This is a genomic window from Streptococcus sp. 1449 (assembly GCF_013276805.1).
In the GTDB taxonomy this organism is placed as follows: Bacteria; Bacillota; Bacilli; order Lactobacillales; family Streptococcaceae; genus Streptococcus; species Streptococcus pseudopneumoniae.
Genome location: NZ_VMLS01000036.1, coordinates 1 through 22,916 on the forward strand (window position 1 = coordinate 1; position 22,916 = coordinate 22,916).

Below are 22,916 nucleotides of genomic sequence, written 5' to 3' on the forward strand. Positions count from 1 at the left end.
GATAACTCATCTTTTTGATCATCAGTCGCTGCTGTGACTAGTTCAGATCGTGCTAATTTTAGTTCCGCTATTTTCTCATTTAACTTGGAAATTGCTAATTCCACTTCATCAGACGAAGGGTTATCTTTATCTAACACTGACTGGGCTGCTACTTGGGCTTTTTTCGCTTCTTCTTTTGCAGCTGTATACGCCCTTACAGAACTTGGTGTTTTCCCACTTGTTGGTTCAGGTGTTTCATCTATCAAATCTGTTATAGTCTGCTTGGAAGTAGTTAAACCAGACTTATCAGTTCTTAGAGCTGCTTTTTCCATTAATACATCAGTTACAAGCTTTTTATAATCTTGAGTGGCTTTCAAATTACCTTCTAATAAGTTTTTTACTTTTTCTAACTGAGCTTTATAAGCATTGATAGTTGTTTCTGTCTTACCTTTGGTATCAGCCTCTTCTGTTTCTTTCAATTTATCATAAACACGTTGTAATAAGCTTTTAGCTACTTTATTCGTGTCTTGTGTGATAGTGAAATCTACTCCTGTAATAGGTAAAGAATACTTGAGATCCCAAGCCTGATAACTCATCCCTGTTTCATTTTGATTTGCTAGGCTAATTCTTACTTTATATTTTTCAACACCTTTTGGCAACTCAATATTTCTACTTGTAAATGTTCCTGGAGTACCATTCGGAACATTTCCTGGTTCAGCAATTTTCTTCTCAGCTGCTTCCTTGCCTATAAAACCTTGACGAGTCTTAGTTTGTCCTCGCACGAAACTATTCGACGTAGTTGAAATTCTAATTCTAGAGTTATTAGTTCCATCACTCGCCTTGGTTACTACCTTATCGTTATCCTTGGAATTTTTTTGTGGATCAAAAGTAGTCTCATACACTTTAGTTTCAGTAGTTCCAGCTATGCTGAAAACTTCTACCTTATAATTCGCCTTCTTACCTTCAGAATCTCCAGCATAACCTGTTTTAAATTTCACTACAACATTAGTGCCAAGCTCTGTAGAATAAGCTTTGAATACTTTCTCAATCCCTTGGAAATTTACTACATTCTTAGTAATTCCAGTACCTTCACCCCGTTCTCTATAGGTACTTCCATCAGCTACTACATCAGTCATATTCGCCCTAGTTCTACTTTTCGATAATAATAATGTGTAGTCACTAGTTCTATCAAAAGCTTGCTCTGTTAACCAAACAGTATCATCTAAGGTAGAGTTGATTGTCTCTAATGGGAAAACTCCATCAGCTGTTTTTCTCGCAATAACGAACTTACCATTCTCACCTACAGCTTTCCAGCCACCAAACTCATCTATCTCTAATACTTGTCCAGCAGAAACGTTTTTAGATGCTCCAAGATTCTCCATATTCTTAGAAAGCTTGTCGTTATTTTCTACCTTATCAGGCAAATCCTGTAAAGCTTTAGCAAGCTGATTCACACTAGCATCAGCGCTTGGTGCTGTGTAAGTCTGATTTGCTGATGGATCATCCGTTGCAACATCTGCATCTGGAGTGGCACTTATATCACGTTTTTTACGTAATTTCGGTTTGTGGCTTTCTGTTACTGGAGTAGCAGCTTTCTCTTCAGTTTTTACTCTTGTTTGTTCTTTGTTTTCTACGCTATTTGCTTCTGTAGATGGCACCTCAGTATTTTTCTCTGCTGACTTTTCTTCTGTTGCTGAAACAGTAGGTGATTCGACTGATGGTGCGCTTGCATCAGTAGATGTTGGAGTACTTGTTCCTTCTTGATTTTTTGGAGCGGAAGCCTCACTGCTACCAGAATTTCCATCCAACTGACTGACTACTGGAGTCGCCCCGTAGGTTCCATTCTGGACATCTGGCTCTTTCAGTGGTGAGCCTTGTCTTCCCTCATTAGTTGGGGTTACACCTTGCTCTGTGGCAGACACTGTCCCATTTCCTGGAAACATGAACAAGGCTGCTACTGCAACACTAGCAGCTCCAAAACTAACCTTACGAATCGAAAAACGTAATTGTTTTTCTCTATCTTCATTACCTTTATAAAACATATATCATTTTGCTCCTTTTCCGATAATTATCGTTTAATATATAATGGAAGGGCAAATAAAAAGCCCCCCCTAAAATATTTGAGCATACTTTAGGTAGGTTTAACTCATTATACTCTCTTTCTTTTTATAAATCAAACATTATGAACTAAGCTTGATATCATATATCTTATCGTGGAAATATTGACTTCATTTTCTCCTGAAATTTGTTTTTTACCCAGCCTCAACATATATACGGCAAGCTGAAACCAACATTGTTTGACTTGATCGTCAAGCTTTTCACTTCACCACCTGCTAGCTGTTTTAAAAGAAAAAACGCTTGAAAAATCAGCGTTATTCTTCGTATATTATTAAAATATATGATTCTATCAGTTTTTTAGAAATATTTTATAGTTCAAGAACGATAAGCTCGAGAAACAGCTAGAGTTTCAAATTGCACTACTATCATACAAAACTCTTTGGTCCTATTTATTTTTATCACAATTTTGATTTATAGTTCTCCGAATACCTTTTAAATGTGAAAGCATTTCATTGGAACTTTGAAAAATACATACACTGTTTTTATTCGTATGTTAACTTGATAGAATCTTTGTCTTCAAGCATTTTTTAATGTTAACGACAGGCAATATGAAGTTGGGGAACTCATTCCGCCGAGTAATCATATCAGATACGATAGGCCGAATATAGGACCAAAGAATTGCTAAACCATTCTCTTTAAGAAAAGTTTCAAAATCAATATCAAATTCTGTCTCGTCATATATAAATGAAAATTCTCCAACAATATCTACAATAAGCTCAAAAGCAGAATCATCTGAATCTATATTTCCTTGCTTTGTTATCAAGTTAACATAAGCAAGGTTTTCAGATTTTCTTATTAAAATCTGTGCAGACAATTCAGGATGTAAATTAATAGTACTATTTGTTTGGTCAAAACTAGGATTTCTTCGATAGGATACTTCATTTAAAAAATAATCTTTAAATTGTAAAGAGGACATTAAGCTGCCACCTCACTATTTTCTTTTGTTGTAATTAAGTTTTCAGAATCTATTGGTAAATATGAAAAACATGACTTCTTGTTTTTTATATTATATTTAGGCATTGCATTTACTTTAGTTATAGAATTCAAATCATAAAACTCTTTTTGATTATTTAATTGAGGAGTAAAATGGATTTCATCTTTATATTTTTTAAGACTTCCTGATATATTCAAATCATAATCAAATTCATTGTTTACTGAATAAATTTTGTTGGCCTTAATATTTTCAACTAATTCTTGGAACATTGGAGAATCCATCAAAGAAAATTCTTCAGTTCCTAAAAAGTTTGACAATAAACTCATAAAAGCCTCCTTATTTATAAAATGTTTGTAATACAATTTAAATCACGGATACAAATTTCCTCTCCATTCTTTCCGTCAATTACTGGTAAAGATGGAATAGCAGTATATGTTTTGGACTGCACTGCTTCATAATTCTTCCCATGCTGAGACGCTAAATCAAGCAACAGTTCAATAATTAATCCTTGATTTTGGTTAAGAAGAGTAGCTCTATTTTTGGCTCCGCTATCTGCAATATCTGTAATCTCACGTTCAATTTGAATAGATGCCGCTTGTCGATATTCCTCTAATAAGCTTTGGTTTTTTGGGTTATCTAAAATAAAAATCTTTTCTATAGATTTTAGGGTGATTTTAACATGAATTAACTCAGGCCTAACCTCGGGTTTGCTTAGTTCAAATGACTTATAATTTGCTACATAAGCAGAAGCAATCGTTTTACCAGTATCTTTGTCAAAAGGTAGAAAAAAGTAAATACCATTACCCAAGTCGTTCGGATGTCTCTGTTTATGAATACCAGGTTTATATTTCTCATAAGAAAAACCAGCAGATAGAATCTTTTCTTTTATTGATGGTGCCGTGCCACCCACTATATTGTAGCATAGAACTTCCTGATGAAGCTACTAACTTGATTATACTGTTAAAGCTTAGATAATTCAACTATTACGGGATTTTTTGAAAACATTCTAGCGATTTCCAGAACGTAACTGAGCATTAAGACAATAACTACCTCACCTTATCATGCCGAAATTATCGGATTTTATCAGAATTAAAACCCCATAAAATCGGGATTTTTTGAAGAATAGAGTGAATTGGAACTAGAACAGTACACTGCGACTACTAAAACATTGCTAGAAATTAATTTGACTTTCCTAATCAATTTGTTCAAATCTTATTTCAATCTACTATAAAAAAAACACAAGCCTAAGCCTGCGGAAACATTATCTATTCTAAATAGTCTTTTTCTGTTATGACTCTTAATCTAGTAGAATAATTCTGGAATGTTGAGAATTTAAAGCGTTTAGGATCTTCAAGTTTGTTTCTATCGTTCATTTCTAAAGCACGGTTATAGTCTATAATAGCTTTTACCAACTTATTAATTATAGCTCTATCATTGTCCATTACTTTATAATAATCTTCGACTTTCCGAAGGCGAAAAGTAGTATTTAGCAAATAACTTTCATCTTCTAAAATCAAGGTTTTACCAATATCTAATCCTTCAACATATCCTTCTTTTGCCGAATTTCGAAGCTTATACTTCAACTGATACTTTTTAGGAATGTAACTTCTAAATGGAATCAAGAAAGTTAGCCCCTGTATTTTGACAACAGTTACCGCAAATCCCCTTCCTTTATTCATTACTTCCTTCGTCTTAAAGTCATAGTCCATCGCTTGAATAAGGTCGTAATCCTTGCACATTTTTAAATCAATTTGACCTAATTTTAACTTTTTGCTTTTCATTTCTATTCCCTAGATAAAAAGCTCACTAAAAAGTGAGCAACATTTCCAATGAGATACTTCTGTTGACGAGCGCGTCTCTCCGCCCCCTCATTGCCTCACGAAAAGGCTAGACGAATCGAAAAGAGGTGAGTTTTCCTGTTTTCAATTCTACTTATTCTTACACATTTTTTTAATTTTGTCAAACAAAAAAAACGCAAGCCTAAGCCTGCGGTGAGTGTAATCTATTTTGAAATTTTTAAATAAAAAAGGAGCATTTAAGCCCCTCCTTTGAAATAACGGACCCTTTGGCTGGTCGGTGTACCCAGCATCTCAGATACCCTTTTGCAAGGTGTGGCAGGAACCTTTCTGCCCTCAAATGTCTTTCGTTAATGTTATTCTAGCACTATCTAATTTTTTGTCAAGTTTTCTCAATCTACCAGACTTGATACGTATTAGCTACACGCTCAACAAATTTATACTCTTCGAAAATCTCTTCAAACCTCCTCAGCTTCCATCTGAAACCTCAAAACAGTGTTTTGAGCAACCTACAGCTAGCTTCCTAGTTTGCTCTTTGATTTTCATTGAGTATTAAAAAACTCTCTTATCTGAAACCATCACAAAAAAACACTTGTTTTACTAATTTTAAGTGTACCACAATACCTCCAATTGCTAATCGATAGAATTGCTCTTAGGAAACATTCCCTTTCTGCTATTTTAGCATAAGTTTGTCTAACTGTGGCATTTGAAACTAGATAATTCTTCTGTTTCACGCGAAACACCCTGCGCCAGGCAAGGTGTTCTTGTTTTTTATGTCGTATAAATGGTTGAAGCTGTCGCAATGGTATGCCATTGGTTGGCTGTTGTGGCTGCGAAGCCCTTGTCTGCGTAGAAGTCGTTAAATGGCAAGATTCCTACTTCCAGCTCATCGATGCGGTCAAACTGACCAGCCAGATAAGCTTCGATACGGCTTTCTGCTCGCTTGATGCGTTGCAAGAGTCCGCCCATGCGGATGTCAACTGTATCCAAGCCAAAGACCTTGTTTTCTTTCAGCCATTGGTGGCTAAAGAGGGCATGGAAGTGTTCAATTTGGCTTCTGAGTTCTGGTAATTCTTGTCTTGCGATTTCTTGCAGACTTTCCTTATCATTCGCTTGATAGGCTTGACGAATGCGCCGTCCCACATCCACTTTGCTACTTAAAATAGCATTCAACTGGGCCTGAGTTTCAAAGAGGTAAGCATAATTTCCTGCTTTTTCTTTGATTTCAGCAAGCATCTCAGCAGCCTGAGCGAAGTGCGGTTTGTCCTGTTCAGGTGTCATGTGCTGATCCAGGATAGGACAGAGAACATCCTGATAAAAGACATAGCGGTTGGGATTGATGCCACTGAGATTGTCCGGCAAGTCTGGCAAGAGGTTGGCAAGGTCAATCTGCATAAAATCTTCAACCGATAAACCTGTATTGGTCTGGAAATGAGCAGACAGTCGGTCTAGGTCATTGCGATAGCTGAGTTCTGCCCAGATTTGCAGACTTGGTAGGATAGAAAACTGGGCTGTTTCCCCACCATTGTCTCCCCAACCAGTCACGATGACTTCTTTGATGTCATTGGCACGACAGGCTTTACTTGCCTCAATAGCCACTAGACGGCTGAAATGGTTGTGAGGCGTAAAACCAATCCACTTCCAAGCTCCACCTGCAAAGGCAAGGTCATGACTAATCTTATGATGATTGCGGAAGTTGCGATTGTATTTTTCCTCGCTATCCTGATAATAGTCCCAGTAAACCAAGGTCACACGGTCTTTGAGACGGTCTAGGTAGACACGAGTGTCTTCTGGAATTTCCACATCACGGTCGTACTCGCCATCTGCTGACATAAGTTTAAAGAACATATCGCTCCACATCTGGCAGTGGAAACCATATTTATCAGCAATATCCAGCACGCGCTCCAAGTGTTGACACATTAGGAGACTACGATCCACAACACCGTTCAATATCAAATAACGTCCCAAGCCAACCAAGTGGGCTTCGTCCATCCCGATATTGACCTTGCGGGTTTGCAGTTTAGACAGAGTAGCAAACATACCATCAATCAGGTCATAAACCTTTTCTTCGCCGATAAGAAGAATGTCCTCCACATCACGGAGTTCCTGCACTTCCTTGACACCCCATTTAACAAAGGCCGACAAATGGGCCAAGGTCTGGATACAAGGCACAAAGGTCATATCAAACTGCTGGGCGTAGGCTTCTATTTCCTGCAACTCCTCAGCCGAATAAGCCCCACGGAAATAACCAAAATAAGGCTGTCCCTCAATCTGGTAGGTGTCTTCCATGTAGAGTTCAAAGGTTGAGTAGCCCATGAGAGCCAAGACCTCAATCATCTGTTTGGCAGAAGTCACATTTAGCACCGCATTTCGAGAACAGTCTGCCATGTAGGCCAACTCTTCATAAGCCGCCTGCTCCTCAATCCCTACTTTATCACCTTCTGCTAGAGCTGTTACCAACAAGGACAAGGCACGATAAAGTTGGTGAGGTTTGCGGTAGGTCAATTGATAGTGGCCACCCTCACCCTTGATAGAGATAGAGACTTGGTCAGACTGAGCGACTGCTACCTCTACATCTGGTAGCAGAATGTGCTTTTTAAGCAACTCTAATGCTTTCTCTTGTTTGGAACTAAGTCCTGTAAATCTTACCATTGATTTTCCTCCTGTAGCCAGTTGACAAGGGCACCATAGAGATTGGCATCTGCATGATAGGTGCAGGCTTGGATAAGAGGTGCGACCGTGTATTCTTCGTAAGTATCAACAAAGTCATCTACAGCCTTCTTGACACCTTGAATAAAATCTGGATTTTGACTGATAAAGCCTCCCAGACTAATGACATCTGGATCGATCAGATATTGGATATTGAGCAAGCCTTGAGCCAGATTACGATTCATGCGCTCAATTGCTTCTTGGCAAAGGGTATTTCCTGCTGCGGCCTCTTGGTAAATCTTGCGACCGTCCCAATCAGTCTGACCAGATTTTTCAATCACGTATCGTACCATATTCCCAGTTGACGCTAGTTGCGACCAGTTGTTGAGCTTTTCAGCAGGGGCAAGGGTTGTCATGTAGCCAAATTCTCCACCCAGACCGTGGCGACCTCGATGAAGTCTACCATTGATCATCATGGCTCCGCCAATCCCTGTCCCAATCACGACACAGGCTGCATTTTCAAGTTCTGGATGAGCCAGCAATTCACTGAGTCCAACGCAGTTGGCATCATTTTCCAGATGGACAGGTAGTTGATGATGAGCAAGCGCCTCATACCACGAAAAGCCGTGGATATAAGGGACGGCACTGAAGCCATCAATCACACCTGTCTCTTGATTGACCGCGCCCGGAACGCTCATAGCAATCCCGCTATAATCCTGCTCTGACAAGCGCTGGTCTAGCCAAGCTAGTAAATCCTCCAAACTTTCAGGCGTTGGAATGCTTATCTTATCCAATATTTTCCCATCAGGAGTCAGACTGGCAAACTTAATCCCAGTCCCTCCGATATCAATCGTTGCAATAGTCATTGTTTTTACCATAAAAAGGGGCGAATCAGCAGTTAGTTCTTACCTTTTCGCCCCTCCTTTCTTTTTATGTTTACTTTTTGAAATTAAATTTCTTCTTTTTTAATCAATTCTGTACGAATTTCTTGTGGTGAAATGAAGCCTCTATGAACTGGGTATGGTCGTTCAAGTAGGTCAAGGAAGAGATGTTGACTTTCTGGTACATGCACATTTTCACTACACATATTGTAGTAGCGAAGGACATAGCCTTCTTCATTTTCAGCTACCTTAAAGGCTGTTGGACAGATTTGCGGTATGCTGAGAACAGAATGGCTCAAGAGACTACCAGTCGCAGCCACGCTTCCTTCTTGTTTAGCAAGCTGAAGGCTGGTAAACGGTGTCTGCAAGGCTTTGGAACGACGATAGGCTGAGAAGCGTTCTTGGGCTTGGTGGCATTCAAGCGCAAACTCGACTTCAAACTCACGCAAACACTGAGCTTCTGGTGTTGGGAAGTAACCCCAGTCACCTAGCTCACCTGATGCACGCAAAATAGTCACGGCAATGGTGTCGTCTCCAAGGATTTCATATTCATTCAATCCCTTGTTAGATACAGTCACCCCTTTTTCATCGTCATACAGACTAACAAAGGCTTGTTGGTGTTGAGGATTTTCAGGATTTTCCCATGAAGCAGCTGGTTTGTTTGGTCGTTTCACCACCTCATAGATGCTTTCAGAATCATTGCTTGGACGCGTGTTATGAGTCTTGACCAAGAGACGGATACGGTGGTCTTTGGCAGTGTTGGTAAAGCGAGTCTTGCAACGAATTTGTGGATTGTCAACGAAGACAGTCAACTCAGTTTCCAGAGGAATGCTTGTCAATTCTTCTGACCGTCCAGCCTCACGCTTCATAAACTCGATGATGCCTTTTTGCTCTTCTTCTAGCTTTTCATCAGCACTGACAGGCACGGTCAATTCATGTTTGAGCAAAATCTTAGCATAACGAGCTGTGTTTTCCAAGACCTCGTAGCCCTTAAGCTCTGAAAAGATTGGCTCTGTTCCTTTTGGTTGGAAATAGATATACTCATTTCCAATGTCACCACGGTCTTCGAAGCGGATAAAGTCTTCATAGGCTTCGTGAGTTGTCTTGTCATAAACTGTGATATTGTCATCCACACTCACTGTTACAAATGGCGTATCAATCACTCCGTTTTGGTAAATACCGTCGCGGTGTTCTTGCTCTCCTTCCAGCAATTGGAAAGTTGTCCAAGAAAGCGGCGCTAGGTGAACTGGAATGGTCACGCGCACTTGTCGAGCAATACGAGCTTGGCGGAACTTATCTTTTGGTAAATCGTACTCAAAATTAGCTCCGAGGTCTTCGATTTTAGCCTCTACAGGACGCCCATCCAAGTCCTCCACACGATAACTTGGCAAGGTTAAGGTAGCCATCTTCTTGTAACCTTCTGTTGGGTGCAATTCCTTGAAATCACAAGTCGCAACATCAATCACTGTGCTGACAGTATCAACCTTATCATGCAAGCCTGTGTTAATGACAGTAAAGAGATATTCACTTTGAGCCTTAGACGTAGCAATTTTACCCTTCCACTCATTAAGAAGATTGCTTTTAACAAAGTTTCCTACTTGGTTGACCTTGGCAAAACGCGTTTCCATCTCACGGTGAACTTCGTCCACGCTACAGCCACAGATGCTATCATGCGGCGCATTCTGCAAAAGAGTTTTCCAAGCATAGGTCAACTGGTCCTTGTGGTTGTGACCCCCAGTGATAATCGTCAAGGGTTCTACAACTTGCTCTAGGAGGTTGCTATTTTCTTGGAAGGCTTGTTTGAGATAAATACGAGATGAAGAAGTGTTGGCAAGTGTGTACCAACCATCTGTTTCCTGACTGGTCAACTCACCTGTAACCGTTGATAATTGCTCTGGTAGGGCACTTTCCACGGCTTGGACATATTCATCAAAAGAACTATGAACAAAGGTTACATCTGGGAAGAGTTCATTTGCCACACGAATGGCTTCGCTCAGATTTTTCTGTACAGGCTGGTGGTCACATCCGTTCATCATCAACCACTGGTTGGTCGAAGCGTAGGCACGCACATCTGACAATTTTTGTTCCCAGAAGGTCAAGGCCTCATCTTTATCAACTGGGATTTCATTCCCGTTACTGTACCAGTTGGCAAAGAGAATCCCGAGGACACGACTACCATCTGCACCCTGCCAGTACATTTCTGAAAACTGAGAAGTAAACTGCTCATCTTCGAGGACTTGGTTGTCAAATCCAATCGGCTTCACACCACGACCAAAAGCTGCCACATGAATGCCTGATTTTTGAAGAATTTGAGGCGCTTGTCCCATATTTCCAAAGGTATCTGGGAAGTAACCAATCTGGGTTGATTTGCCCCATTTTGCAGCCTCCTGCTGACCGATAAGAGTATTACGGACATTGGCTTCACTTGAAATCAAATAATCATCCTGCAAGATGTAAAATGGACCAATCTTCAATTTTCCTTCGTCAATGTAGCGTTGAACTTTGTCGCGATTTTCAGGACGAATCTCCAAGTAGTCATCAAGGACAATGGTTTGTCCATCCAAGTGGAAACTCTTGAATTCAGGATCATTTTCAAAAAGATCAAAAAGATTGTCAAACAATTCCACCAACTGCATACGGTGGCTTTCAAAAGGCAAGTACCACTCACGGTCCCAGTGACTATGTGAGATAATATGTACGACAACATTTTCCATGAAGTAAAACCTCATTCTAAATTTAAATTTTTATTGTTAACGTTTTAAATGTAAATTTGTGATTCTTTCCAAGAATCAGTTGCGCTAAAGCGCGCTCCTTAGCGGATATCCAAGTAATCCAAGACCAACTCACAGAACATCATGTTGGCCCAAGAGAACCATTCACGAGAGTAGAGAGTTGGGTCATCCACGTGGAAGCTTTCGTGCATAACACCTGTACCACCATCGCAAGCAACCAGCTGATCCAGCAAGAATTTCTTCTCTGCCTTATCTCTTGTTGTCAAGCCTTGGATAGACAGAGCGATTGGCCAGATATAGCGATAGAAGGTATGAGAACTTCCAAGACCGCTAGCGTATTCTCCTTGGTAGAAGTAGGGATTTTCAGGGCTCAGAATGGTACGACGAGTGGCTTGATAGACTTCGTCGTCAATATCGCAGTAGCCCAGATAAGGCGCAGCCAACAAACTTGGTACGTTTGGATCATCCATGATGCTGGCATTTCCTAGACCATCCACTTCAAAGGCATAAATCTTTTCGCCCTTGCTGTTGCTTGTGTAGGCGTAGTTTTCAATTCCTTCTTGGATTTCAGCCTGAAGACGCTTAGCGTCTGTGATAACACTCTGGCTATCAGCTAGGTTTAATGCTGCAAAGATTTCTTGCACATACCCTAAAACAACAACTGCAAACATATTGGACGGAATCAAGTAACTATACTGGCAGCAATCATCACTCGGACGAAAGGCTGACCAAGTCATGCCTGTCACTGCAAAATCAGGTCCAAAGCCATCATTTACCAAGGTGTCTTCCTTACGATCGGTATCACGAACAAAACGATAAGGAGAGTTCTTGTGGTCTTGTTCCACCGTCCACAGATGGAGAATTTCCTTAGTCGCTGCGACAAAAGTTTCATCAAACTGACTAGTCTCGCCAGTCTCTTTCCAGAGAAGATAAGCCAACTGCAAAGGATAGCAAAGCGAGTCCACCTCGTACTTGCGTTCCCAAATCCAGCCATTAAGGTCTGTGTGGTCAGTCTCATGGTGCCCCTTCCAGTTTTCCTCAATGTTGAAGGAATTGGCATAAGGATCCTTGAGTACCAAGGTCATCTGACGTTTGACCAAACCTGCAATGGTCTGACGCAGGAGCGAATCTCTTTTAGCCACATGCAGGTAGGGTCTGAGTTGGGCTGTCGAATCTCGAAGCCACATAGCAGGAATATCCCCAGTCAAGACAAAGGTTGAACCATCTTCTAGGATTTCAACCGTATTGTCCAAGGTGTCTGTGTAGCAACGCTCGAAAACATCCACCCACTCTGGATGGTCCTTAGCCCGCTCTGCTACTTCATCTAGCCACTCTCTAACAATTTCTTTTGAATAAATCATCGTGCAGTATCCTCTTTCAAACAAGTTTCATTTTCAGTATATAGCTTTTGGGACAGAAAATACATACACAAATGATAGTCATTTTTCTACAAAATAGTTATCTTTAAAACTCCTTTTCTAAAGGCGCCATTTTTCTGATATAATGTAGAAAAACAGCTAAAGGAAAGACTATGAAACCACTACTTGAAAGCATCGATACCCGCTTTGGTACTGCCAGCAAGCATGCCTTCTCTCGGGGAAATACCCTGCCATACACAGGCGTGCCTTTTGGGATGAATTACTTTGTGCCCCAGACCAGTGACCAGGATGGATCTTGGTTTTTCGATCCGCATCTGCCTATCTTTCAGGGAATTCGATTAACTCACCAGCCCAGCCCTTGGATTGGGGACTACTCTTGGCTCCTTCTGACACCTGTCACAGGCCAACTGGGTGGAGACAGCCTCTTCCATCGCCAGTCTTCTTATGACATAGATAAGGCCTCTTTCAAACCTCATTATCTGAAGATTTTCTCCCTGCGCTATCAGATTGAAACCCAGCTCACACCGACTTGCTACGGTGCTTCTATTCGTTTGGAGCAAAAGCAAGGCAAAGCCCTCTCCCTCTATCTTCACGCAGCAGATGAACTGACCGTGGAGCAAGTAGATAAGCGAACTCTTGCCCTACGACAAGAAGGTAAAACTGAAACCAACAAAAATCCACTAAAACTATTCACTGCCCTGCAAATGAATACGGATATTCTTGCTGTTAGCCAAGAAGGGGGAGACTGGCGAATCGACCTGGCAGATAGTCATGCTGAAATTCAGCTAGCGACTTCTTTCATCTCTCACTCTCAGGCTCTGCTTAATCTACCTCAAAAAGATTTTGATAACTGTAAATCCACTGCTCAAGCGGATTGGGAAAATCTCCTCCATCGTTTTGACGTTATAGAGACAGGAGAGGCTGATAGAACCTTCTTTGACCACTGCCTTTACAGACTCTTCCTATTTCCTCAAACTTTTTATGAGATTGATGAATCAGGGCAAGCCATCCACATGGATCTGGCTACTGGCACTGTCAAGCCCGGGGTTCTCTTCAGCAACAATGGTTTCTGGGATACCTTCCGCACCACCTTCCCCCTCTTTGCCCTTGTCATACCAGAGCATTATCGTCTCTTTTTAGAAGGATTTCTCAATAGCTACCGCGATACTGGTTTCCTTCCAAAATGGTTGTCTCCAGATGAACGTGGCATGATGCCCGGTACCCTTTTAGACGGCATTATCGCAGATAGCGCCTGCAAGGACATGGCCCCCGACCTAGAAGAAGAACTCCTCCAAGCCATGCTTGAAACAGCCAACAAGTCCGACCCTCTCGGTATCAATGGCCGTCACGGACTAGCCCAATACCAAGAACTGGGCTACCTCTCTACCGACCACCACGAAAGCGTCAGTCATACCCTAGACTATGCCTATAGTGACTTTTGTATCGCCAGCTGTGCCAAAAAACTAGGGAAAGTTGAAATTGCTGAAACCTATAGGACTGCTTCACAAAATTACCGCCATCTATTTGATGCTGAAACAGGATACATGCGAGCGCGAGACAATCAAGGCAACTTCCGCCCTGACTTCTCTCCCTATAGTTGGGGACGTGATTATGCCGAATGTTCAGCCATCCAAGCAACTTTAGGCGTCCTCCACGACATCCCAGATTTAATCCAACTTATGGGTGGAAAAGAAGCCTTCAGCAACTATCTTTTGAAAACCTGTCAAGATGCTCCCCTCTTTGAGACGACTGGCTATGGTTACGAGATTCACGAAATGAGCGAGATGGCTACTGCTCCTTTTGGACAAGTCGCTATTTCCAACCAACCGAGCTTCCACATTCCTTATCTCTTCCGCTACAGCAATTACCCTGACTACACTGCCCTTCTTATCAAGACGCTCCGTCAGAAAGCCTTTCACCCAAGTTGGCAAGCCTATCCTGGCGATGAAGACAATGGCAGTCTCTCTGCTTGGTACATCTGGTCAGCTCTCGGATTTTATCCTACCTGTCCAGGAAAATCAAGCTATGATCTCGGAATCCCTCTCTTTGACCATCTACGAGTCTACCTAGCTAAAGAAGGTAAATGGCTGGATATTCATACGGAGCAAAACCACAGCCACTTCAACTTTGTCAAAGAATGCCGACTGGACAAAAACCTAGTATCAACTATTCAACACCAAGACCTCCTAAAAGCTGATCAGCTAACTTTCACCCTCAGCTGGTTACCAAGTCAGCCGTCCACTTCCTGAAATGCAAAAATCTCCTAGCAGGCTTTCCTGCTAGGAGATTTTCTTATGAGAGGTACTTGTTAAGCTTTGAAAATCGGACTTATCATCTGATAATTATCAAATAATCTACCAATTAAGCTTCTTCGTCTTCTTTACGACGACGACCTGCAAGACCAAGACCAAGTAAGGCACTTGCGGCAGCTGCTACCATAGCTACAGTAGAATCTGCTGTACCTGTATTTGGCAACTCTTTAGCGACTGTACGCACGTTTGTTGCTGCTTGGTTGGCATTTGCTGCTTGAGCTGGAACTACAGCTGGTGTTTGAGCAGCTTGGTCATTAGCTGGACTTGCATGATTAGTTGCTGGAGAAACTTTCGCCAGGAAGTCTTCGATACGTTTAACCGTTGCAGCCACATCTGCCTGAGTTGCATCTGCATTGGCAAATACTTTCTTAGCGTCTGCCAATAAGTCAGTCGCTTCTTTTGCAGTTTCTGCATCAAGCTTAGCTGATTCTTGGATGATTAGTCCATCTAACTGACGAATAGCGCCTGCTAACTTAGCTTTATCCACTTTTGCTTCAGTGTTAGTAGCTCCGTTATTTTGAGCTGAAGGAGCTTGTTTAAAGATAGCTTCAGCGGTAATTGCTAAAACTTTGCCATCTTTAGTTACAACAGTTGCATTTCCTGCCTTGTCAAAGAGAACATCTACTACATCAGCATTTGCTGCTTTAATCTTAGCTTTTGCAGCTTCTTTTTCTGAATCTGTTAAGTTAGTAAAGTCTGCTACTGTTTCTTTTTCAAAGTCAAGGTTGATGTTATCTCCGCTATTCTTAGCTGTTACATCACTTTCTGTTTTCACTAATTGGTCTTTTGCAATCGATACTGTATTTCCATCTAGTGTTACTGTGGCGTTACCTTTATCGTCTACTACTACAGTCGCTCCTGAATTGACGGCTTCAATTGCTTTCTTAACTGCTGCTTTTTCATCTTCCGTTAAGTTATCTTTGTTTCCAACTAATGTACGGAATGCTGGTGTTTTCACTTTAGCAGTCTTAGCTTCGTCAGCTAGGTTTCCAGCTGGGATTACTAGGTCTAAAGCTGGAATATTCAGAACTGTACCATCAGCTTTAGTTACTGTTGCATTACCTTTGTCGTCTACTACTACAGTTGAACCTGGGTTGACTGCTTTAACCTTCTCTTCGATAGCTTTCTTCTCTTCTGGAGTTAAGGCATCTGGATCTGCTACTACAGTTTTAGCTGCTGGTGTATTGACATCATTGCCTGCATTTTCTTTAGTAATATCATCTTGTGTTTTCACTAAATCAGTGGCTGGAATGACCGCTGTCTTACCTTCTGGTGTTGTAACTGTAGCATTACCCTTATCGTCTACTACTACAGTTGAGCCTGGGTTGACTGCTTTAACCTTCTCTTCAATAGCTTTCTTCTCAGCGTCTGTCAACTTGTCTAGGTTCGCTGCTACAGTTTTAGCTGCTGGTGTATTGACATCATTGCCCGCATTTGGTTTAGCTGCATCTGCTGCTGACTTCGTCAAGTCTGTTGCTGGAATAACGGCTGTTTTACCTTCTGGTGTTGTGACTGTGGCATTTCCTTTATCGTCCACTACTACAGTCGCTCCTGGGTTAACTGCTTTAACCTTCTCTTCAATAGCTTTCTTCTCTGCAACTGTCAACTTGTCTGAGTTCGCTACAACCGTCTTATCCGCCGGCTTAACGATGTCGTTGCCTGCGTTTGGTTTAGTTGCATCTTCCGGTGATTTGAATAAATCTTTCCATGGAATTGTTGCCACAGTTCCATCATTTAAAGTAACAGTAGCGTTACCTTTATCATCAAATTTAACAGATTTAGCCTCAGGATTGAGTTTTCTTAATTTTTCTTCTACTTTGGCTTGTGCAGCTGAATCAGTCGGTTCACCAACCACTTTATCTGCTGGTTTAACAATTTCACCATTTCCTGCGTCAGATTTAGCTGTATCTTCCTTAGTTCTCACTAACTCAGTTGATGGAATCGTTGCAGTCTGACCTTCTGGTGTAGACACTGAAATAGTTCCGTCTGCATCGAGTAGCACAATAGAATTTGGATTTACAGACTTAACAGCAGCAATAATTTGAGCTTTTTCTGACTCTGTCAACATCGATTTATCCTTGATGATAACTTTATCAAGTGGTTTGTTAATATCGTTTCCACCTTTACCATTATCTAGATTCTCCAACGTTTTCACCAGATCAGTTGGATTAATGATTCCCTTATCACCATTTGCTGTAGTAACTTCAATATTTCCAGCGTCGTTATATTTAACCTCTTTGGCTGTTGGGTTCACTTTCTTCACTTCTTCTAAGATTTTAGCTTTTTCCTCAGCTTTTAGGTTGGCTGGATCATTAACTAGCACTTTATCAATTGGTCTGTTAATATCCCCAACTGCTCTAATTGCCGATTTATCTGCGTCTTGAATCTTATTAACATCTGCTTCTTTATTCGCAGCATCTACTAATTTCTTAGCTTCGGCTGCTATTTGATCTGCTTTATCTTTAAGATTCTCTTTCGCTTTAGGAGATAAGTCAGTACGCGCGTCAATCTCTTCTTTCTTCGCTTTTGTTTGCTCATCAATGGCTTTACGAGCATTTGGTTTATCTTCTACAACAGGTAAAACTTTCCCTATTTCAGCATTTGCATCATCTTGAAGTTTCTTAACCTCTGAATCTGTTGTAGCAATATCAATTGCTTGCTTAGCTTCTTTGGCTAAGGCTGTCGCTTTTTCAGCAGCTTCAGCTTTTTCTTCATCCGTAGCATCTGGTGTGTTTTCAATGGCTTTTAGTTGTTCAGCTAGCTTATCATCAATAGCTTTCTTGGCTGCAGCTTTAGTTGTTGTTTCTGGATTCACAGCTTTAATCGCTGCTACACCGTGTTCCTTAGCACTATCTACTGCTCCTTGAACCTTCCTTGATTCCTCTGGTGTTGCGGCTACATCTGGTTGAGCATCGATGGCCTTGTTCGCTTCAGCTGCTTTCGCTTGAGCTTCTTTCTTAGCTGCATCTTTTTCTTCAGCTGTTAGATCTTGGCGGGCATCAATTTCTGCTTCTTTCTTAGCTAATTCATCTGCCACTGCTTTCTTAGCTGCATCTTTGGCTACTGGATTCACAGCACCAACTGCAGACTCACCTGCTTCTTTGGCTTTGGCTACTTCTGCATCACTTGTTGCGGCTGCTACTGCTGCCTTAGCCTTGTCTGCTTCTGCCTTAGCCTTGTCTTTAGCAGCTTTCTTCTCTGCATCTGTCAAGTCTGTACGCTCATCAATGGCCTTGTTCTTAGCAGCAAGAGCGTCATCAATGGCTTTGTCAGCGGCTGCTTTAGCAGTTGTTTCTGGATTCACAGCTTTAATCGCTTCTACACCTTGTGTCTTAGCGGCTTCTACTTTATCTTGAGCTGCTTTGGCTTCTTCTGGTGTTGCGGCTACATCTGGTTGAGCATCGATGGCCTTGTTCGCTTCAGCTGCTTTCGCTTGAGCTTCTTTCTTAGCTGCATCTTTTTCTTCAGCTGTTAGATCTTGGCGGTCATCGATTTCCTTATTCTTAGCAGCTAATTCATCTGCCACTGCTTGTTTAGCAGCTGCTTTGGCTACTGGAGTTACAGAGGTAACATCCGCTACACCTTTATCTTCTGCAGCGTCCACAAGTTTTTGGGTTGCTCGAGCTGCATCTTCTGTATCTTCATTATCAGGTTGAGCGTTGATTTTAGCTAATTCTGCATCAGCTAATTTTTTGGCTTCTGCTTTAGCTGCGTCTTTTTCTGCTTGACTTAGGTCTGTGCGCTTATCAATCTCATCATTTTTAGCTGTTAAGGCATTGGCAATTGCTGCCTTAGCATTCTCTTTAGCGATTGGGTTTACTTTAGAAATGGCTGTAGTGGCTTCTGTTTGCGCTTCATCTACAGCTGCATCTGTCGTCGCTGCATCGATTTTCTCAGTTGCTGCCTGGGCTGCTTCATTGGCTTTAGCAATAGCGGCTGTTTTTTCAGCTTCTGATAGATTTCTGTCTGCATTAATAGCATCTTCTTTAGCCTTACGAGCTGCTTCAATTGCCGCTTTGGCTTCAGCTTTTTTAGCTACTACTGGATTGTCTGCTGCAATGGCGGTTGTCCCTTCAGTTTGAGCTTGATCCAAGGCAGCTTTTGTTGTTAGGCTAGGATCATTAATTGCTGCTAATGCTTTTTCCTTATCTGCATTTACCTTAGCGATAGCGGCTTGTTTTTCATCATCAGTAGTATTAGGATCTGTAATAGCATTAATTTCTGCAATCTTATCTTCTGCAGCCTTGTTCACTGCATCAATCGCAGGTTGTTTATCAAGAGTTACAAATTCTGATAATGGTCTTTTATCTGTAGATCCATCTGTATAGGTTACAACAAGATTTCCATTAGCATCTTTTGTTAATGACTTGATTTTAGAATCTTTATCTGTAACTGGAGAATCTTTTGAGATATTCGCATCATCATTATTCTTATTGTATTCAAGTTGTAGTTTTTCTTTGATTTTAGCTAAGTCATCTTCTGTTACGTTAGCTGGGTCTGCTACAGCAACTTTTTCAGTTGGAGTTGCTATATCGTATTTAGATGTTTGATTTTTAACTACGAATCGAACATATCCTGGTTTTTGTCTCGCATTAGGATCTTTATCTAGCGCTCTGTAATCAGTGTTTGAAAGTTTACCGTCATTATCTTTAGAAACGACGAAACTTGTCCACTGTTTACCAGCTGCTAGATTAGTTTTACCAGTCATCTTGATAGTAGCTGTTCTCTTATCGTCAGAGATTGATCCTTCGCCAGTTACCGCACCATTCTCAACTTTACCTGTTGTAAATCCATATTTATTCGCGTTATTCGATGTAATATCTCCAGGTCCACGTAAGTAAAGATTTTTAACTTCGTTTTCATCTGTACCTTTGAAAGTTAGATCAGTGTTTTCACCTGTATAAACATAGATTTGTTTATTAGCTTCATTTGAGTATGGAATCTCAACTGTCGGAGCAGCATTTGTACGCGCAAACTCTGTTAATGGTTTTTTATCTACAGATCCGTCTTTATAGGTTACTACAATATTATTAGCTTCTTTTTCAATAGTTTTAATCTTAGAGTCTCTATTTTCTACGTTTTGACCACCTTTCGACGTTAGGTTCAGGTCGTTATTTTGTTTAGAGTACTCCAGTTTGAGCCTTCTCTTTATGGCTTCAAACTCTTGCTCACTTACATTGTTGGCATCCCTTACTGCCATTTTTTCAGCTTCTGTTGCTGGTGTTGTCATATCATATTTTTGATTTTGAGGTTTCAGCACAACATTAAAGGCATGGTCATTATTCTTTTCAGTGCTAGAACCCGTAAAGTCCATACTGTTAGTATCACGTACCCGTACGTAACGCCAACCTAAATTAATTCCTCTAGGATTTTCACCTCTAGTTGCAGCTTCCAATCTAGGTTGTGTCAAAGAACCATCGACCTTTGGAGTACCTGAATAGGTAATAACTGCTGGATGTTCGTTTGTTGCTTCTGTTTCAGATGTAAAAACATTTGCTTCATATCCATACTCCACATTGATTTTATTAGGTTGACCATTTACAGGTCGGAAACTATTATTCCCACCTTTCAGCAGCTTAGCTTCCTTAATCTTACCTGCATCATCTTTAATTTTGATTTCAAATGAGGTTTCTTCTGCACCATAGACATAGATTTCTCTTTCAGTAGTATTAGAATATGGAATCTCTACCACTGGAGGCTGATCAGTGGTAGCTGCAGGGGCCTCACTCCCAGCTGTTGCTCCTCCATTTTCTGCACCAGTAGACGTTGCTCCACCTCCCGGGTCAGCCTCCCCCCCTCTGTTAGGGCTAGCTGCCACAGCGGCTCCGCCTTGTGGGTCTGTGCCATTCTCATCAGCTGACACTGCTCCGTTCCCCAAAAACATAAATAGAGCCGCTACTGCCACACTAGCCGCACCAAAACTATATTTACGAATAGAATAACGCGTGACCTTCTCACGACGCAGGCGCTCAGAACGACTCATGGATACTTTCTTGTCCATTACTTAAATCTCCTTTAAGATTATATTTTTCTACGTAAGAGAGGCTCCTCCTTCCTTATAGAAGGATACTTCCTCTATGCATAGATTTACGTTACTATGATACATAATTACCAAGATATATGCAACTTTTTTGTTTGCTAATATTTTGCTAAAAAAAAAAAACATTTTTTCGATTTTCGTGAATTTTATTCGGTTTTTTTATCCATATTTTTTATTATTTTATGAATTTGTTAAGGATTTACTGATTCTCATGGCATCTTATGCTCTGATTTTTTAGGATTCACTCAACCCTTAATTTCTATAAATATTATTTTTTCAAAATAACTCTATCTTTTTCACTAGCCTCGACACAATAAGTAGAAAAAATGTAAGGGGTTGCGCCTTTTTCATTGGCATCATTTGAAGATGACAAGATGCAAGGAGCCTAAAAAAGAGAAACTGCCAGTGATATCACTAGCTATTCTGATTGCTTGCCATAGAACAGAAGATAGCGGCTCCTTACCTCTCCTGACTACTTGACTAGCCTTGACCACTTACTATAGCTGCTCAGTTTTAAACAAGCAGGTTATCAGAAAGCCATGGCCTAGCCTACTGATTTTAAGCAAGGAGCATTGGATGGCATCAAAAAAGAACACAGGCCTGCCGAGGCAGCCAAAGTTTTTGATCTTGGTCTCAGAACTCTCTTCAGCTAAGAAAAGAAATGAGGTGAACAAGGACACTGAGAGCGGAAAGAGCCAGTCATCAAAAATCGAAAGCTTCCTTATAGAGGAGTCGAAAGCTTTTGTAGAGGCTCATCTCGAGACTGCTTTCAGGGAAATTGCGGCACAGTTTGATTGTGCTCTCCCTTCAGTAGGGGCAGCTTTAAAGCAGATTCAGGTCATTTGAAAAAGACGACTAGCTTTAAGGAACAAGATTCAAAAAAAGTCGCTGACTTCTCTAGTCTGGAGATTTTCCAATCTCCCTCCTTATGGGACGGTTCTATAGTAAAATGAAATAGAAATAGGACAAATCAATCAGGACAATCAAATCGATTTCTAACCATGTTTTAGAAGCAGAGGTGTACTATTCTAGTTTCAATCTATTATATTTTTTAGCAAAGGGCTTTGAGATAACATAAAAATCGAAGTTCTGCTACTCCTGTAAATGGAGTCATAGAAATTCGATTTTTTCTAATTATTCTAATCCTAGACGTTCAAAGATAGGCTCCACTCGTTTGGTATAGTAAAGATGGTTGAAAATCTCATCGATTTCCTCTTGTGTCAAACGTGATGTCACCTCTGGATCTGCTTCCAGAAGTAGTTTGAAGTCTACTTGCTTGTCCCAAGAGTAGGCTGTTTTTGGTTGTACCAAGTCATAGGCTTGCTCACGGGTCATGCCTTGTTCAATCAAGGTCAACATGGCACGTTGGCTAAAGATCAGACCAAAAGTCGCGTTCATGTTGCGGATCATGTTTTCTGGTAAGACCGTCAAGTTCTTGACGATATTTCCAAAACGGTTGAGCATGTAGTCAATCAAGATGGTCGTATCAGGTGTGATGATACGCTCAGCTGATGAGTGGGAAATGTCGTGTTCATGCCAGAGAGCCACATTCTCATAGGCTGTAATCATGTGACCACGCTCTAAACCCTGTTCAATCCCTTCTGCACGACCGCGTTCCAACCCTTTTTCTTCAGCTTGTTCCAAGGCATAGTTCTGCGCTAGCAAGGCTTGTTCTTCGCGTCTGCGTTATTCACTAAACATTTCCCTATCCTCCTCGGACCAGCTCTTGTAGTCCAGCAGTTGGTCTGCCTGGCTGATGGCTCGCTCGAGTTCCTGGGTAAAAGGTTTATTCCCAAAAAACTCCAACCATGCTTTGCGAACCTCGTCTTTGCTGGTTTCTCTGTATTTTTTTAGGTCTTATTTGTAATGTTTTTTCAATAGCGACTCAAACTCAGCGACAGTCATACCCAGCTGATGGCTGGCAACCTCGGAAGTCAGAAGTCCTTGGCGAACCATATCCAGAAAGGCAAAAAGTTTTCCACGTTCAAGTCCTTGTTCTAAACCTTTTTCGATGCCTTGTTCAATCCCCTCAGCTCGACCACGTTCAAGTCCTTGTTCTAAACCTTTTTCGATGCCCTGTTCAATCCCCTCAGCTC

At 41.2% G+C, this 22,916-nt stretch carries 12 protein-coding genes and 2 pseudogenes; 2 read left to right on the forward strand and 12 right to left on the reverse strand.

Going from position 1 to position 22,916, the window contains the following annotated elements:
• The 9 genes from HT687_RS07355 to HT687_RS07395 all read right to left on the reverse strand — a co-directional run.
• The coding region (locus tag HT687_RS07355; protein ID WP_155449048.1) for a YSIRK-type signal peptide-containing protein at positions 1-2,021 on the reverse strand (2,021 nt) is incomplete at its 3' end.
• A gap of 569 nt (positions 2,022-2,590) precedes the next feature.
• Positions 2,591-3,013 (reverse strand): preprotein translocase subunit SecB, encoded by a 423-nt coding sequence (locus tag HT687_RS07360; RefSeq protein WP_239683182.1) that lies wholly within the window; start codon positions 3,011-3,013, stop codon positions 2,591-2,593.
• Positions 3,013-3,357 carry a hypothetical protein gene (locus HT687_RS07365; RefSeq protein WP_138699462.1) on the reverse strand — a complete coding sequence of 115 codons (345 nt, stop codon included), beginning with the start codon at positions 3,355-3,357 and terminating at the stop codon, positions 3,013-3,015. Before HT687_RS07365 ends, HT687_RS07360 begins: the two co-directional genes overlap by 1 nt.
• Positions 3,358-3,371: 14 nt before the next feature.
• Positions 3,372-3,941: a hypothetical protein gene (locus HT687_RS07370; RefSeq protein WP_138699463.1), complete on the reverse strand. Its 570-nt coding sequence runs from the start codon at positions 3,939-3,941 to the stop codon at positions 3,372-3,374.
• A 355-nt stretch (positions 3,942-4,296) separates the two neighbouring features.
• Positions 4,297-4,812: a hypothetical protein gene (locus tag HT687_RS07375; protein ID WP_023937341.1), complete on the reverse strand. Its 516-nt coding sequence runs from the start codon at positions 4,810-4,812 to the stop codon at positions 4,297-4,299.
• A gap of 786 nt (positions 4,813-5,598) precedes the next feature.
• Positions 5,599-7,479, reverse strand: coding sequence for a beta-N-acetylhexosaminidase (locus HT687_RS07380; RefSeq protein WP_172924128.1), 1,881 nt, complete (start codon positions 7,477-7,479; stop codon positions 5,599-5,601).
• Positions 7,473-8,342 carry an ROK family protein gene (locus HT687_RS07385; protein ID WP_172924129.1) on the reverse strand — a complete coding sequence of 290 codons (870 nt, stop codon included), beginning with the start codon at positions 8,340-8,342 and terminating at the stop codon, positions 7,473-7,475. The genes HT687_RS07380 and HT687_RS07385 overlap by 7 nt, the downstream gene beginning before the upstream one ends.
• A gap of 83 nt (positions 8,343-8,425) precedes the next feature.
• Entirely contained in the window at positions 8,426-11,071 is a 2,646-nt protein-coding gene (locus HT687_RS07390; protein ID WP_172924130.1) for an alpha-mannosidase, read from the reverse strand.
• A gap of 98 nt (positions 11,072-11,169) precedes the next feature.
• Positions 11,170-12,450 (reverse strand): glycoside hydrolase family 125 protein, encoded by a 1,281-nt coding sequence (locus HT687_RS07395; RefSeq protein WP_172924131.1) that lies wholly within the window; start codon positions 12,448-12,450, stop codon positions 11,170-11,172.
• 170 nt (positions 12,451-12,620) lie between these two features.
• On the opposite strand from HT687_RS07395, the gene HT687_RS07400 reads away from it, so the two are divergent.
• The gene (locus tag HT687_RS07400) at positions 12,621-14,717 is read left to right on the forward strand and encodes a GH92 family glycosyl hydrolase (RefSeq protein ID WP_172924132.1); all 2,097 of its coding nucleotides are present in this window, start codon (positions 12,621-12,623) and stop codon (positions 14,715-14,717) included.
• Between the two features lie 112 nt (positions 14,718-14,829).
• Here the strand turns inward: HT687_RS07400 and HT687_RS07405 are convergent, their stop codons facing one another.
• Entirely contained in the window at positions 14,830-20,781 is a 5,952-nt protein-coding gene (locus HT687_RS07405) for a DUF1542 domain-containing protein (protein ID WP_172924133.1), read from the reverse strand.
• A 615-nt stretch (positions 20,782-21,396) separates the two neighbouring features.
• Here HT687_RS07405 and HT687_RS07410 point away from each other — a divergent pair.
• Complete coding sequence (locus tag HT687_RS07410) at positions 21,397-21,666, forward strand: hypothetical protein (protein WP_165852423.1); 270 nt, start codon at positions 21,397-21,399, stop codon at positions 21,664-21,666.
• Between the two features lie 288 nt (positions 21,667-21,954).
• On the opposite strand, the pseudogene HT687_RS07415 reads toward HT687_RS07410, so the two are convergent.
• Together HT687_RS07415 and HT687_RS07420 are read right to left on the reverse strand one after the other, a co-directional pair.
• Positions 21,955-22,398: pseudogene (locus HT687_RS07415) on the reverse strand (adenylosuccinate lyase); the annotation flags it as partial.
• Between the two features lie 279 nt (positions 22,399-22,677).
• Positions 22,678-22,916 (reverse strand): annotated as a pseudogene (locus HT687_RS07420) (hypothetical protein); the annotation flags it as partial.

Bases quoted from the DNA above. Each gene is read 5' to 3' on its own strand.
- HT687_RS07360 (WP_239683182.1), bottom strand. From the start codon at position 3,013: ATGTCCTCTTTACAATTTAAAGATTATTTTTTAAATGAAGTATCCTAT.
- HT687_RS07365 (WP_138699462.1), bottom strand. From the start codon at position 3,357: ATGAGTTTATTGTCAAACTTTTTAGGAACTGAAGAATTTTCTTTGATG.
- HT687_RS07375 (WP_023937341.1), bottom strand. From the start codon at position 4,812: ATGAAAAGCAAAAAGTTAAAATTAGGTCAAATTGATTTAAAAATGTGC.
- HT687_RS07380 (WP_172924128.1), bottom strand. From the start codon at position 7,479: ATGGTAAGATTTACAGGACTTAGTTCCAAACAAGAGAAAGCATTAGAG.
- HT687_RS07385 (WP_172924129.1), bottom strand. From the start codon at position 8,342: ATGACTATTGCAACGATTGATATCGGAGGGACTGGGATTAAGTTTGCC.
- HT687_RS07390 (WP_172924130.1), bottom strand. From the start codon at position 11,071: ATGGAAAATGTTGTCGTACATATTATCTCACATAGTCACTGGGACCGT.
- HT687_RS07395 (WP_172924131.1), bottom strand. From the start codon at position 12,450: ATGATTTATTCAAAAGAAATTGTTAGAGAGTGGCTAGATGAAGTAGCA.
- HT687_RS07400 (WP_172924132.1), top strand. From the start codon at position 12,621: ATGAAACCACTACTTGAAAGCATCGATACCCGCTTTGGTACTGCCAGC.
- HT687_RS07405 (WP_172924133.1), bottom strand. From the start codon at position 20,781: ATGGACAAGAAAGTATCCATGAGTCGTTCTGAGCGCCTGCGTCGTGAG.
- HT687_RS07410 (WP_165852423.1), top strand. From the start codon at position 21,397: ATGGCATCAAAAAAGAACACAGGCCTGCCGAGGCAGCCAAAGTTTTTG.